The sequence below is a fragment of the Streptomyces sp. NPDC001406 genome (assembly GCF_042895285.1).
In the GTDB taxonomy this organism is placed as follows: Bacteria; Actinomycetota; Actinomycetes; order Streptomycetales; family Streptomycetaceae; genus Streptomyces.
In genome coordinates, this window is sequence record NZ_JBIAWG010000005.1 from 148116 (window position 1) to 162113 (window position 13998).

Below are 13998 nucleotides of genomic sequence, written 5' to 3' on the forward strand. Positions count from 1 at the left end.
GATCTTCACTCGAACTGGCAACATATTTCACTCAGTTGGCGGAGTTCGACGGGCCGAGAACAAGCCACGCGCCGCTGTCACATAGGCCTGTGCCCGTACGGCGTGGCCACGGGGCGCGGGATGCTCGTCGAGCCGTTCGTACACGGCCACCATCTGGTCGACGAACCGGCGTCCCGGCACGGTCAGGTCCGGCGATCCGACGAGCGCGGGCAGCGCCGCGCCCACCTGTTCGCGGCAGCGGGCGTGTTCGGCCCAGGCCGCCTCCCGGTCGGCGGGCCGCGTGAGGGTGAGCGCGCGTTGCTGGAAGAAGTCGGCCAGCGCGAGGTGTGAGTAGGTGCCCTGCAGCAGACCGTCGTAGGGGCGCGGATCGGTGCGCCAGGGGGCGAAGTACCGTTTTTTCCCATCGGCCCGGTGGAGGGTGACCGCCTCGCTGAGGGCGACGAGTTTGGTGTGCTGAAGCTCGTGCACCAGGGTCGCGGCCAGGACCGTGGGGCCGTGCGGGGCGCTGCTGAGCACGGCGCCGAAGGCCTCGCGCCGGGTGCCGCTGCAGGTGCCCGTGCAGTCGCCTGGCTCCGTACCGGGCGGCGCGGCGAGCGGGACGAGGCAGCGCAGCAGGCGGACGGCCTCCAGGAGGCGCTGCTCGCCGCCCAGCCGGAGTTCCACCGCGGTCCCCGACCAGGAGTGCAGCCAGCGCTTGCGCTCCGCGTCGTCGAGGCTCGCCGGACCGCTCAGCCCGAGGTGGTGGACGCTGTCCTGCACCCATCGGTACGGGTCGAGGTCGTCCAGCGGGGTGGGCGGGGCGCCGGTCGTGAGGCCGGGCAGGGCGTACGCGGGCGTCCAGGCGGCGGCACCGGACCAGGCTCCCGTGCCGCGCTCCACCTGGACGACGACATCGGCCGCGCCCCGCTGCCGCATGGTCAACCGCCCGCCCCTGTGAGCGACTTCGACCGAGGTGTCCCCTGTCTCCGCCGTGCGCAGTGCCCCGAGGGAGGGCAGTACGAGCAGTCCGTCCCGGGCGGTGAGCCGTACGGCGAACGAAAGCCCGGCGCGGGCCGCGGCAGCGGCGGCCAGCGCGCTGAAGTGACCCAGGTCGCAACGGAGTTCGCGGGCCCGCTGCGGCGCGCCCGGCCGTGCGGGGTCCGTGCCGAGCCCGCGCAGACACCGCTGGGCCCATGCGCCGACCAGCGAGGCGAGCAGACGGACCCGGGCGGGTGAACCCGCCGGGCCTCCCGCGACCGGCATGTCTCCCACTGGCTCATCCGCTGCAGCGGCCGCGTCCGCCGCCTCCAGCAGCGCCCAGTCCTCCAGGAGCCGCCGCCTGGCGTCGGCCGGGCACAGCGCCGGGTCGGCTCCCGCCACGGCGTCGAGCACCGCGCGCAGCAGGAGCAGCCGACGGGTGTCCTGGTCGCGGGCCAGGAACGCAAGGGCCTCGGGGCCGCCTTCGGTACGGCCGAGTTCGAGGAGGATCCGGTCCGGGACCTCCGGAAGTATCACGTCACGCCCCCTTCCCGAGTGGCAGCGGACGGGGCGGCCCGCACCGTGTCCGCACGGAGTCGGCCCGCCACATGGCGGATGAGGCGCTGCAGGTCGGCGCAGTACACGGAGGGGTTGGTGAAGCCGTGCCCGGCGCGGTAGCGGTGGGCGTACTGGCCGCCGCCGCAGACGTTCAGCAGCGGGCAGGCCCGGCAGGTCGCGGCCAGCGAAGCGGCGCCCGCCTGCCGGGCCGCCACCGCGGGGTGCCGCAGCGCGTCGTCGAAGGTGTGCCGGTGGATGTCGAGGCCGGTCCGTGCTGCCCCGTCGTACGCGGACTTCAGCGAGTCGACCTGTTCGATCGACCCGTCGGTCTCCACCACCACGGCGTCGAAGGGGGTGAGGCCGAGCGACTCCGTGGCCGCGGGCAGGCCCAGCAGCAGCGCGAGGCACTCCTCGAAGAGCCGTACCCGGGTCTCTCTGCGCCCCGCCTGCCACCAGCGGTCGAAGACGGCGCACAGCCAGTCGCCGTACACGGTGCCCGAGTCGTCCCAGTGCGGCGGCGGGGTCGACCAGTTCCCGTGCGGCAGCAGCAGGTCGAGGGCGGGCGGGCCCAGGGCGACCAGGGACTCGTACATCTCCACCGGGTCCAGGGTGGGATCGACGACCGCGAGGATTCCGGCGTACGACTCCGGGAAGCGGGCGGCGACGAGACGGGCACCGCGCGAGGCATCGGGCCACGACGGCCGGCCGGACGGGCGGACCCGGAGCGCGTTGTGGGCGGGCAGCCCCCCGTCGAGGCTGATGCCGACGCGGATGCGGTGGCGGGCCAGGGCCGCGAGGCGCCGCTCCGTCAGCAGGGTGGCGTTGGTCTGGACGGTGGCGTGGACCGTGCAGCCGGCCGGGACCCGGTCGCGTACCAGACCGGTGAACCGGGCGAGGGTGGCCACACCGGCCAGCAGTGGCTCTCCGCCGTGCAGGACCAGGGAGAGACCGGTCAGTCCGTGTGCGCGGGCGTGTTCGGCGATGCGGGAGGCGGTGCGGTCCAGCACGCCGGGGGGTGCCGCGGCGGGGCGGTCGCGCCAGGTCCGGTCGGGGCCCTCGTAGAGGTAGCAGTAGCGGCAGGCGAGGTTGCAGCGGCCGTGGACCTTCACGACGAACTGCCGGAAGGGGACGCCGCGTGCCGCTGCCGGATCGGGTGCGCCCTCTCCAGACACTCCAGCACCCCCATGCCGTACGTCCGCGCCGCGAGCCCCCGCTCGTACGGAACCGCCTTCCCTGGCCGGTGATCCCGACAAACGCAGATCGTTCGACGTTGACCGATTCAATGGCGAAAATGACCGGCGTTACATGTTTTCAGAGCGCACTGTTGAAGCCCCAGAGCATCTCGCTCGGCCGCGTGGACCGCTCGCGCAGATCCTCCACCACCTCGCGCAGCACGGGGTGCTGAATGGTCCTCAGCTCCGACAGACTCAGCTCCGAAAGATCCGACAGCTCCGGAAGCTCCGGAAGCTCCGGAAGCGTCTCCACCGCCTCGGTCCGGCGCATGGCCGTCTGTCGCTGCGGCTCGTCCCGTACGTCCATCCCATCCCCCTTTCATCGCGTGGCGTCCCGCCACGACCGGGTCACTCCAGGTCGGCCAGCCGCTGTGCCGTCTGACCGGCCGTCGGCTCACTCGTGGTCACGTGGTCGTCCGGCAGCTTCGACCACTCCGCCCGGGCCGCCCGATAGGCCTCGCGGGCGGCGCGGGGCCGCATGGCCGCCTCGTAGGTCATACCCCGCCAGTGGTGTGCCTGCGCACCCAGTTCGACTGATTCCTGACGGCGGCGGTCCGTCTCCGCGTCCTGTTCCGCATCCCGGGCCGCCTCCGCGGCCGACCGGAACGCGTCGACCGCCTCGTCCAGCCGTGCCGGGCGACCCAGGCTCTGGTACGCCTCGAACTGGACCTGACCCAGTTCCAGCCAGCACCGCGCGGCAAGCAGCGGATCGTCGGCGCCGGCCGCCGCGAGGCCGAGGAGATGTTCGGCCTCGCGCAGATCCACGCGGTCGCCGCGGGCCCGGTACCTGAGCATCAGCGCCCGGCCCAGCAGCAGGAGCCGGCCGGCCAGCAGGCCGCTGCCCGCGGGTGTCTCCGTGCGGCAGTCCCGCAGGACCCGGATCGCCCGGGACAGGGGCTCCTGGGCGGAGAGCCCCCTCTCCAGCGCGGCCCGGCGCAGCAGTACCTCGCCCCACTCGGCGAGCACATCGGCATGGGCCGACTCGTCCCGGGGCATCCGTTGGGCGGCCTGCTCGAAGTGCCGGGCCGCCTCCTGGAGTTCACGCGGATCGCCCGACTCGTCGTACCGGGCCGCGCCGATGCGGCCGGCACGCACCAACAGGGCCGAGCGCGGGCTCTGTTCACGCGTGAGGGCCAGCGCCTCGTCGACCCGCGCCTGCGCCTCGTCCAGCGCTCCGCCCGACAGCAGGAGCGCGTCGACCAGATCGAGGAGAACCCTGACGGGCGGAGGTCCTTCGCCGGTGTCGGAGTCGTGCTCAAGAGCGCTGCGCAGTGACTGCGCGCTCTGCTCCGCGTACCGGCGGGCCTGTTCCCGGTCGGGCGTCACTCCGGACAACCGCAGCAGGACACGGCCGTGCGCGAGGGGGAGTTCGGGCGGACGACCGCGGCGGTCGGGCCAGGCGTCGGCGAAGGCCTCCAGCATGCCGACCGCGCCCTGCAGCAGGGCGCTGTCCCCACCGAGCCGCCACTGCGCCTCCAGGGCGCCCACCCGTTCCAGGGTGAGCCGCAGCGCCTCCGTCTCGTCCAGGTCGGGCGCCCCGCACGCGACGGCGTACTCACGGTCGGCACGGCGCAGCAGTTCGAGCGCGGCGCGCTGGTCCCCGTGGCGCCTGCGGTCCGTGGCCGCGGCCCGCAACACCCGTGCCAGTACGGCCCGTTCGCGCACCGCGCGGGGATGGGCGACCGCGCGCTCGGCGGCCGTCTCCGCCTCGCGCAGCAGCTCGGCACCGCCCTGCATCTCCCACAGCCGCAGGACGCAGTGGGCGTACTCGGCCCACAGCTCGGAGTCCCGGCCCGCGGGCCGTTCGTGCTCGGTGGCGCCGCGCAGCAGCTGAACGGCGTCGATGATGTCCTGCACCATGCCCTCGCGGTCGAACCGCTCGACCAGCGTGCGGGCCCGGACGACGGCCGGGTGCGCGGGGCGGCCCCGGTCCGTCTGCTCCCGCTCCCGGCTGCCGTACAGGGCGAACTGCTCCGGCAGCGGCATGAACCGCTCCAGGACCCGCGCGGCGACCTCGGCGAAGGGCTGCGGGACCGGAGTCGCGGCGCCGTTGTCGCCGTTCTCGGCCGGGTAGCCGCCGGGCGCGTACGGCCGCCCGCCGCCGCCGTTGCCGAGCTGGGCCAGGGCCAGGGCCGGGAAGTTGGGGCCGCCCTTGCCGAAGCGCTGCTCGATGTACTGCGAGCAGTGCTTGAGCACCAGCAGGGCCTCGTCCCGTCCCAGCGACGACAGCAGCGACTCCTGTACGCCCGGCGCGAACTCGTACCACTGGACGCCGTCCTGGGCGCGCTCCTCGCGGGCCCGCGCCAGCAGGCCGCTGAGCAGCACCTCGGCCAGTTCGGAGGGACCGGAGTCGGGCATCATGGTCCGCTGCACCAGCTGCATCACGGGCAGACAGAGCGGGGCGGCCGCCAGATGGACGGCGAGGCGTCCCGCGGCCGGGGAGGCCGTGGAGCGGAACCTGCTGACCAGTTCGAGCGGGGACGGACGGCGGCCGGGACGGCCCGCCGACACGGGCGGCTGGTCGGACCGCACCCAGCCGACGGCACCGGCCACGGGCCCGGTGCCGGCCCCGGACAGCAGCCGCGCCCAGGCTCCCAGGGCCACCGGCTCGGGCGGCAGCACGGGCACGGGCAGCTCACCGCGGCGTGCCTCCGTGGGCGTTCCCGCGTGTGTGCGCACCCGCAGCGCGGTGGCGCCGCCCAGGCTCTCGCCGCGCGTCAACTCGCCGTAGAGCACCGGGAGCCGGGTGCGGTTCCACATGCGCTGGGGCAATGGCTGGAGCACGGCGGCCGGGGCCTGCCGGGAGAGATGGTGGAGCAGCCGGTGGGCCTGGCCGGACCGCCACAGGGGGCCCGCGCAGTCGCTGACCAGCAGGGTGATGCGGCGTCCTGTGGGATCGCTGAGCCGGTCGACGGAGTGCAGCGGGGCGGCATGGGGTTCGGGGCTGCGGCTGACGGCCGGTTCACCGTCCGGACCCTGGTGCAGATGACTGACCTCGATGTCCCAGAAGGCGCCCAACTGCGCGAAGACCTGCTCCAGTTCGGTGAACATGCGGTCCCACACCCGCATGGACGAGGAGGCGTCCATCACCAGCTGGAGCCGCGCGTCGGCCCGGCGCACGGCCCGGAACACGGGAATGACGAGTCCGCCCGCCCGCGCGCTCAGCTCCGCCGTCGCCGTCTCGTCGAGCGTCGAGCGCAGCGGTGGAGCCGGGCTCCGGTAGCCCTGCAACGGCCGTAAAGCGCGCTGGAGTTCGAGCGGAGCGGGAAAGGCGGGGGCAGCGGGTACCCCGACGGGCAGGGGTGCCGCCCGGCCCGGACCGCTCGTGGGCGGGGCGCTGGAGAACGGCAGGGGATACAGGGCCACACGGCGGTCGACGCCCGCGTCGTACTCCTGTGGCTCCGGCGCCTCGGGGGCACGGTCCGGGGTCGGGGGCCGGCCCGTGGCGGTTGCCGGGTCCGGGAAGGTCCGCTCGCCGCCGTACCCCGCCGCCGGGCCGCCCGGCCGGGTGGCCCGGTCCTCGGGCTCGGCGGCACCCGTGGGATGCGTCCGGCCGGCCAGCCACAAGGCGTCGCACAGCCCCTCGGCGTCCGGGTCGAGGCCGATCTCCCGCAGCCGGACGATCAGTTCGGCGATCGGGTCTGCGATCAGTTCGGCGATCGGATGGCCGCCGGGCACGGCGGCACTCCCTGCTTCGGGCGCGCCCGAAGGCCCGTCCTCGGGGCCGCCGCCGGGCTGGACGGGGCCGTGGCGCGCCGCTGCGTCGGGCATCAGCGCCTCACCTCGGGCGGTCGAGTCGCTGGATGAGCAGGTCGGCGAGGCGGTCACGGCTGGGCGGGGCCGCCGCGTCGGTGAGATAGATCGCGTTCAGCAGCTGGTCGGCGGCGAGGAGTTCACTGCGGGAGCGCTCCAGGAAACGGCTGATCAGGTCGTCGCCCGCGCGCGCCGCCTCGTCGCCGAGGTGGGCACGGACGAACGTGGCGAGCCTGTTGTGGTCGGGGCGTCCCAGTTCGAGGTGGATGCAGCGGCGCATCAGGGGGGCCGGGAAGTCCCGTTCCCCGTTGCTGGTGAGGACCACGAACGGGAAGGCCCGGCAGCGCACCCGGCCGTCGCGGACGCGGACCTTGGTGCCGTCGGCGGTGAGCACCTCGGCCTCGCCGTCGGGCAGCCGGTCGGCGAGGCGCTCCAGCTCGGGGATCTCGAACTCGCCCTCCTCCAGCACGTTCAGCAGGTCGTTGGGCAGATCGATGTCGCTCTTGTCGAGCTCGTCGATGAGCAGCACGCGCGGGGTGTCGGAGGGCAGCAGGGCGGTGCCGAGCGGGCCGAGGCGGATGTAGCTGCCGATCGCCTCGACGGCTCCGGGGCTGCCGGCCGCCGATCCAAAGCCCCCCTGTGCGGCGATCTGCACGTCCTGGAGGCGGGCGATGGCGTCGTAGTGGTACAGGCCGTCCTGGAGCGTGGAGCGGCTGACGATGGACCAGCGCAGGACGTCGCCGAGACCCAGTTCGTACGCCACGGAATGGGCCAGCGTGCTCTTGCCCGCGCCGGGGCTGCCGGTGACGAGAAGGGGGCGGCGCAGATAGAGCGCCGCGTTGATCATTTCGAGTTCCTCGGCGCCCGGCCGGTGCAGTTCCGCCAGGTGCCGGTGCGCGCCCAGCCTGCGGTCCTGGGAGCCGTCGCGCGCCGCGTCCCGGCCGGCGAAGTCCCGCCAGGGCGGCGGGGGAGGCAACCGGCTCATTCCGTCGTGGGGTTCCCCGGCGCCTCGGTAGATGAGCCACTCACTGGATTCGGTCATGGTCCGGTCCTCGTCGTCACTCGTACCACCACGGCAGCCGTCGAACGTGCATCACGGTATCGACACACGGGAAAGCTGGTAAGGGGCCGGAAGGCGCATGGGCCGCGTCGCGCCAGGGGGCGTCGGGTCAGGGGGCGTCGCATCAGGGAGCCTCCAGCAGATCGCCTGTTCCGGGCAGGGGTTGGTGCGGATCGTCGTACAACAGCGCGATGCCGTGGGCCCAGTAGGCCTCGACGAGACCCGCGCGGAGATCCACCCGGAGCCGGTGCACCAGGTCGGGCAGGAACGCCGCGCCGTCCCCGTCGTCGACGACCTTCTTGGCTCCGCGGTGGAACTCCCCGCACACGGCGTCCGGTTGGCTTCGCCAGCGGCGCCACAGGACCACGCCGAAGCCGGCGTGCACGATCCTGCCGAGCGCGGCGCCGTCGTCCTCGTAGCGCCGGTCGCCGTAGCGGCACAGCACCGGAATCGTACGGGGCCCCAGACCGCGCAGTTCGTCCATGGTCGGCACCGGCTCGCGCACCCCGTCGTCGCAGTCGAGGACTTCGGCCTGCGCGTCACGGGCATGCAGCCGGCGCCAGCGGTCCAGGCGCTCGTGGTCCTCGTCGCCGTCCTCGCCCCACTCGGGGCCGGACATCCCGAACTCGCCGTCACCGGGCAGCTGGTCGCGATCGGAACAGCGCACGACGACCGGCCGCTGCTCGCCCAGCGGGGGCCCGTCCGGCCGCACCTTCCACTCGTCCACGGCCAGCCCGAGCAGTTGATGCGGCAGGGCCGCGTGCAGAGCCGCGGGCCGCCCCGGCTCGTCGCAGCGGCGGAAGGCCTCCGCGAGCGGAGCGACGACCTGCGCCGGAAGGTCGTCCAGCGGTGTGCGCTCGGCCTCGTGGAGACGGGTCACGTCGCCGTCGGGGCGGGCCACGCAGACCGACCAGTCGCAGCGGTCGGGCTCCCAGCCCCTGGGCAGCACTTCGAGCAGCACGGACAGTGCGGGCCCGGCGTCCTGGGGGTGCTCGGGAAGTTGCTCCCCCGGTGGCGTCGGCGCGGGGAGCTGCGCGTTCGCGGGACGACGGCGCAGCCCCAGCCATTTGGCGCGCTGCCGGACCAGGCCGTTGCGGTAACCGCTGTCGAGCCCCGTCGACGCCTTCTTCACCCAGTCCCACAGGGCCTGTTCGGCCTTCAGCGTGCTGGGTGTCGCGGGACGCTCGGCGCACATGACCTGCATCGCGTAGTCGAGGACGAGTTTCAGCTCGCCGTCGTGCCGGGCGTTCTCGTACAGCATGCCGAGGCCGTCGCGCCAGCCGCGCGGCGCGGGCATCAGGGACGGGAACTGGAAGTTCGGCAGGGCGTCGAGGAGGTCGAGCAGACCGCGGGTGGTGGCGGGAGGCGGCAGGTCGGCGAGCCGGCCGAGCAACTCGCTGCGCTCGTCCGGGCCGAGCGTGCGGCCGGGGCGGGTGCCGAGATCTCCCTGCACGTCGGCCCAGGTGGGGCGGCGGGAGTCGGAGGGCTGCTGCCGGTCGCGGTGGTAGCGGTCATGGGCGTGGAAAACGGCCTGGTAGACGTCGTCGTGCTCGGTGCGCACCCCGTCCGGCGGCACCTGTAACGTCCGCAGGCGCTCGATCCCCGTGGAGGTGCCGCCCGTGCCGTGGTCCGCGCGGGACTTCAGTACGCCGATGACCTCGCCGCGCACCGGGTCGATCACGGGCCCGCCCGAGACACCGGGTGGCAGATCGTTCTGCCCGAGCCGCATCTGCACCCCCGCCGACCAGCCGCCGATGGTTCCCTGCACGGAGAGGAACCCGTCCAGGATCTGCAGCTGCCCTCCGGTCACGGTCCAGCCCGCGTAGAACACCCTGCCCTCGCCGTAGTGCGCCGTGGGCCGCTCGGAGACGTACACGCAGTCGTGGTCGACGGGCTCACGGAGCCGGACGAGCGCGAGGTCCGGGGCGGGCCAGCTGCCGGGCATCCGGCGCTCGACATGCTCGGGCAGGGTCGCCGCGACCCGGCCGTGGACGGCGGACGGTCCCTGGCCCGGTCCGGTCTCATAGACCACCGACACTTCGCCGCCCTCCCCTCCGTCTACGACGTGTGCGCAGGTCAGAACCCAGTTCGGCGCGATGAAGAAGCCACTGCCGAGGAAGGTGCCGGGTTCGTCCAGGGCATACCCGACACCTGTGCGATGAATGCGCACGGTCGCCGCCATGACGAGTTCACGCAGAGCATGGTGGGCGGCATGAAACCCATCCGATGCGCCCCCGTCGTGCCGGTCGGTCATACCCCGCCCCCACCGACGGCCCCCCGGGCGCCCCCATGCACCGGGGCGCCGGTGGACGCGCCCGCGCGTGGGGTGCGGTCGGGGTTGGGTGGAGGGTTGTTGCCGGGGATGGTGGGGGTGCTGGGGGTGGGGTGTGGGTAGTGCGGGGCGGGGGTGTCGGGGTGGCCCGCCCCCGCCCGGCCCCCGGCCCCCGGCCCACACCGTGAGGGCAAGCCCGAGGGGGGAGCCGGGGCGAGGGCCGGGGATGCCGTGGGTGCCGGGGCTGCCGGGGTCGGGGCAGCGCCAGGGATCACACGATCGGGCCAGGACGCCGTGACGACAGCCGGGCTTGTGGATGCCGAAGCCGAGCGCGAAACCGGAACCGGGACGCGACCCGCAGACGCCGAGGGCGAACCCGGAGCGGGAGACGGGGCAGGGCCCGTGGATGCCGGGGTCGGGGCAGCCGGGGTCGGGGCAGCGCCGGGAACCACAGGATCGGGGCGAGACGCCGTAACGCCGGCCGGGCCTGCGGGCGCCGAGGCCGGCGCAACGCCAGGGACCACAGAATCGAGGCGGGACCCCGGGACCGTGGCCGCGCCTGTACGTGCCGAGGCCGAGCGCGAAACCGGCACCGGAACACGACCCACAGACGCCGACGGCGAACCCGGAGCAGGAGACGGGGCAGGGCCCGTGGATACCGGGGTCGGGGCAGCCGGGGTCGCGGCAGCGCCGGGAACCACAGGATCGGGGCGAGACGCCGTAACGCCGACCGGGCCTGCGGGCGCCGAGGCCGGCGCAACGCCAGGGACCACAGAATCGAGGCGGGACCCCGGGACCGTGGCCGCGCCTGTGCGCGCCGAGGCCGAGCGCGAAACCGGCACCGGAACACGACCCACAGACGCCGACGGCGAACCCGGAGCGGGAGACGGGGCAGGGCCCGTGGATGCCGGGGTCGGGGGTGCGCCGGGGGGCGCTGGGGCCGGGCCGGAGGCCGGGGTCGGGTGCGAAGTCGGGTCCGGGTCGGGGTCCGGGGACGACGGATCCGGTGGGCCGCCGCCGTTCCACGTCAGGGTCACCGTGATGCCGGCCTTGGCCTCGCCGTCCGCGAGCAGTCCCACGACCTTGCCTGCCTTCGCGGTCAACTCGATCCCGAACTCGACGCTCACCTCGTCCGGCCGCACCGCGCGCAGCGGACCGGCCAGTGACCGTGCGACCCCGGTGACGAGCGAGTGCAGGCTCTCGACGCTCGCCTCCACCCGCTCCGCGAATCCGGTGTCCGTGTACGACAACTCCCCCGGTGGCACGGCCAGTTCCTCGGCCCCCGATATCCGGGCCCACACCGGCGTACCGTCCGGCAGCTCGATCCGCGCTACCCGCGTCACTTCCTGTCCCATACGAATCCCCCGTTCCCCCGTGCCGGTGCCCGCTGGGCGAGCCGGCTCCGGGGTGTCCGCGGCGCGAGAGCCCAGCCCGGGTTCTGCCAGGCCGTGCGCTCCCTACGCCCCTGCTCCTCGTCGTTTCCCGTTCTGCTGGTCCGGCAAGGCCTCACTGCCCGTACCGGAAGACCTCACCTTTCCCGCAGGGAAAGAGTCCTTCCCCCGGCAGCCGGGCCCTACCCCTTCGCCGAACCGAGGCCGAAAAGTGCACCGCTCGCACCAGAAGCCGCCGACGGCACTCGCAGCGGTACGGATCGTCGTGGACGAGCACGCGCACAGAACGCCTCCCGCCAGGTCCGGAAGGCCCATGCCGAGGGGCCGGGCGGCCCACGGAGGCCCTGTTCTGTACGCCTATCCTTTTCTTGTCCGTCCCTCGCGGCCCCCTGCACGGGAACCGCGCCTCTTCCTTCCCACGGAGCACCATCCATGTACTTCACCGACCGAGGCATCGAGGAACTGGAGAAGCGGCGCGGCGAGGAGGAGGTCACCTTCGAGTGGCTCGCCGAGCAGCTCCGTACGTTCGTCGATCTGAACCCCGACTTCGAGGTCCCGGTGGAGCGCCTGGCGACGTGGCTGGCCCGCCTGGACGACGAGGACGACGAGTAGCAAGCCGACGGGGGCCTCCCTCAAAAGGCCCCGGTCAGCCGGAAGACCCCGGTCAGTCGCGCGGGCGCACCAGCTCGTACGCGAGCCCCAGCGCCCCGTGCGCCACCAGCAGCGCCCCCGCGGTGACCCACCCTCCACTGCGTCGCCGTACGCCCCACACCATGACCGGCAGGCCCACCACCACCTGGGCCAGGGCGAGCGCACGGGCCTGCGGATCCCCGGCCCACGGCAGCCACGGCGCCAGCCGCCCCCGCTCCACCACCTCGAGTTCGGCTCGCACCGCCTCCCGCCAGCCCGCCACGACCCCCAGCCCCTCGATCCGCCGCACGTCGGCCGGGACGAGGGCGGCCTCGTGGAGCCGGTCGGCGGGTTCGCCGGGGAGCACCCCCGCGGGCAGAGCCACTCCCGCGCGCGTGAGGACGGCGAGCAGCCCGCGCAGCCGATCGCGGCCGTCGGCCTCGGAGTCCGCCCCGGTCAGCAGACCGAGGGACTCCACGTCCAGTACGGGATCGAGCCCCAGCCGCGCGGCGAAGGTACTCATCGCCTCGTCCTCCCCCACCGGGGTGCCGTTGGCCAGCCAGACGTAGCCGACGGGACGGCGGAAGCCGGAGGCGAGGGTGAACCCGGCGCGGTCGGCGTCCCACCACAGCGCGAGCACGGGCCAGGACGAACCGACGGCCAGCGCCGCGGCCCAGCCGTTCACGACACGGTCGACCGGCTCACCGGCGTGGAGCCACGGGGTGCCCTCGGGCACGAGCACGCTCCATTCGTCGCCGGCCCCGGTGAGCAGCATCCGCTCGCGCAGCAGGTTGGCGGCCGGGGCGACGGAGTCCGGCGCCGCCCGGCAGAGCAGCAGGGCACCGGGGGCGGCAGCGCCCGGTGAACCGGCCCGAAACCCATCCGCCGACATGGTCACACGCTAGGCAATTCATCCCTGTCACGCCCGATATGAGGCATCGCCGATCACGCGAACGAGTGTCTTGACTTTCCATGGCCGCGATATATCGTGTTTTACGGAAGACGCGATATGGCGTGTCGCGTCCCGTGAAGGAGGTCAGCACCATGTCCGAGTGGTCCGTCACCGAGCCCACGAAGCTCACCTTCGACGATCCGGTGAGCGAGCTGCACGTACGCATCGTCAACGGAGCGGTCAACGTCATGGGCACGGACCAGGGTGCCGCGCATCTGGAGATCTCGGACATGGAGGGCCCACCCCTGGTGGTCACCCAGGAGGGCGGCACACTCACGGTGGCGTACGAGGACCTGCCCTGGAAGGGCTTCCTCAAATGGCTCGACCGCAAGGGCTGGCGGCGCAGCGCGGTCGTCTCCCTCGCGGTCCCCGCGCAGACCCGCGTGGAGGTCGGAGTGGTCGGCGCCGGCGCCGTCGTCTCGGGGATCCGCGGCCACTCGGACATCAAGGGCGTCACGGGCGACACGACGCTGGTCGCCCTCTCCGGCCCGGTCCGCGCGAGCACGGTGTCCGGAAACCTGGAGGCCCAGTCCGTCACCGGCGACCTGCGCTTCAACTCCGTCTCCGGCGACCTGACCGTCGTCGACGGCTCGGGGTCCTCCGTGCGCGCCGACTCGGTCAGCGGCTCCATGATCATCGACCTCGACCCGGACGGCCCGACGGACGTCAGACTGACCAGCGTCTCCGGCGAGATCGCCATAAGGCTCCCGCACCCGGCGGACGCCGAGGTCGAGGCGAACACGGCGAGCGGCAGCATCTCCAACGCCTTCGACGGCCTGCGGGTCCACGGCCAGTGGGGCGCCCACAAGATCACCGGCCGGCTCGGCGCGGGCACCGGCAGACTCAGGGCCACCACGGTCTCCGGCTCGATCGCCCTGCTGCGCCGCCCCCCGAGGGAGGACGAGGACGAGGCGTGGGACGCCGAACCGCCGGTCAGGGAGGCGGAGTTCGTCTCCGACGCCGTGGCCGAGGGGACGGGGGACCCGTCGACGGACGGTACGGCGGCCGAAGCCGTGCCGGACACCCCGGCCGCGCCGGCCGACCCGGGGACCGCCCCGGTGACCGCCCCGGCGGCCGGAACACAGGGCGACTTGGGGGAGAATTCCGTTTCCGGCCCGGACGACGCCGCGAGCAAGGACTCCGCGAGCGGCGACGCCCCGGCCGACGGCACGACCGACAAGAAGGTGCTCTGA

9 protein-coding genes and 1 pseudogene are annotated in these 13998 nt (G+C 73.8%); 2 read left to right on the top strand and 8 right to left on the bottom strand.

The window, feature by feature from the left end; translation table 11 throughout:
* Positions 1-27: 27 nt before the first annotated feature.
* From ACFY1J_RS13680 to ACFY1J_RS13710, 7 genes and pseudogenes are all read right to left on the bottom strand, one after another.
* Positions 28-1491, bottom strand: a complete 1464-nt coding sequence (locus ACFY1J_RS13680; protein WP_390731326.1) for an aKG-HExxH-type peptide beta-hydroxylase — start codon at positions 1489-1491, stop codon at positions 28-30.
* Entirely contained in the window at positions 1491-2687 is a 1197-nt protein-coding gene (locus ACFY1J_RS13685; protein WP_390708868.1) for an FxsB family cyclophane-forming radical SAM/SPASM peptide maturase, read from the bottom strand. Before ACFY1J_RS13685 ends, ACFY1J_RS13680 begins: the two co-directional genes overlap by 1 nt.
* A 139-nt stretch (positions 2688-2826) precedes the next feature.
* On the bottom strand, positions 2827-3054 hold the full coding sequence (fxsA, locus tag ACFY1J_RS13690) for an FxSxx-COOH cyclophane-containing RiPP peptide (protein WP_390708867.1): 228 nt from the start codon (positions 3052-3054) through the stop codon (positions 2827-2829).
* A 41-nt stretch (positions 3055-3095) separates the two neighbouring features.
* A complete protein-coding gene (locus ACFY1J_RS13695) occupies positions 3096-6518 on the bottom strand; it encodes an SAV_2336 N-terminal domain-related protein (protein ID WP_390731253.1) in 3423 nt (1140 codons plus the stop codon).
* A gap of 7 nt (positions 6519-6525) precedes the next feature.
* Positions 6526-7542, bottom strand: coding sequence for an AAA family ATPase (locus tag ACFY1J_RS13700; RefSeq protein WP_390708865.1), 1017 nt, complete (start codon positions 7540-7542; stop codon positions 6526-6528).
* Positions 7543-7684: 142 nt separating this feature from the next.
* Positions 7685-9730: a trypsin-like peptidase domain-containing protein gene (locus ACFY1J_RS13705; protein WP_390731254.1), complete on the bottom strand. Its 2046-nt coding sequence runs from the start codon at positions 9728-9730 to the stop codon at positions 7685-7687.
* A 959-nt stretch (positions 9731-10689) separates the two neighbouring features.
* Positions 10690-11187, bottom strand: a pseudogene (locus ACFY1J_RS13710) (CU044_2847 family protein); the annotation flags it as partial.
* A gap of 468 nt (positions 11188-11655) precedes the next feature.
* Here ACFY1J_RS13710 and ACFY1J_RS13715 point away from each other — a divergent pair.
* A complete protein-coding gene (locus tag ACFY1J_RS13715) occupies positions 11656-11835 on the top strand; it encodes a DUF6104 family protein (RefSeq protein ID WP_003992906.1) in 180 nt (59 codons plus the stop codon).
* Positions 11836-11887: 52 nt separating this feature from the next.
* Here ACFY1J_RS13715 and ACFY1J_RS13720 read toward each other — a convergent pair whose 3' ends face one another.
* A complete protein-coding gene (locus ACFY1J_RS13720) occupies positions 11888-12745 on the bottom strand; it encodes a hypothetical protein (protein WP_390731255.1) in 858 nt (285 codons plus the stop codon).
* Positions 12746-12897: 152 nt separating this feature from the next.
* Between ACFY1J_RS13720 and ACFY1J_RS13725 the strand changes: the two genes are divergently transcribed.
* Positions 12898-13998, top strand: a complete 1101-nt coding sequence (locus tag ACFY1J_RS13725; protein WP_390731256.1) for a DUF4097 family beta strand repeat-containing protein — start codon at positions 12898-12900, stop codon at positions 13996-13998.

Bases quoted from the DNA above. Each gene is read 5' to 3' on its own strand.
- fxsA (WP_390708867.1), bottom strand. From the start codon at position 3,054: ATGGACGTACGGGACGAGCCGCAGCGACAGACGGCCATGCGCCGGACC.
- ACFY1J_RS13695 (WP_390731253.1), bottom strand. From the start codon at position 6,518: ATGCCCGACGCAGCGGCGCGCCACGGCCCCGTCCAGCCCGGCGGCGGC.
- ACFY1J_RS13700 (WP_390708865.1), bottom strand. From the start codon at position 7,542: ATGACCGAATCCAGTGAGTGGCTCATCTACCGAGGCGCCGGGGAACCC.
- ACFY1J_RS13715 (WP_003992906.1), top strand. From the start codon at position 11,656: ATGTACTTCACCGACCGAGGCATCGAGGAACTGGAGAAGCGGCGCGGC.
- ACFY1J_RS13720 (WP_390731255.1), bottom strand. From the start codon at position 12,745: ATGTCGGCGGATGGGTTTCGGGCCGGTTCACCGGGCGCTGCCGCCCCC.
- ACFY1J_RS13725 (WP_390731256.1), top strand. From the start codon at position 12,898: ATGTCCGAGTGGTCCGTCACCGAGCCCACGAAGCTCACCTTCGACGAT.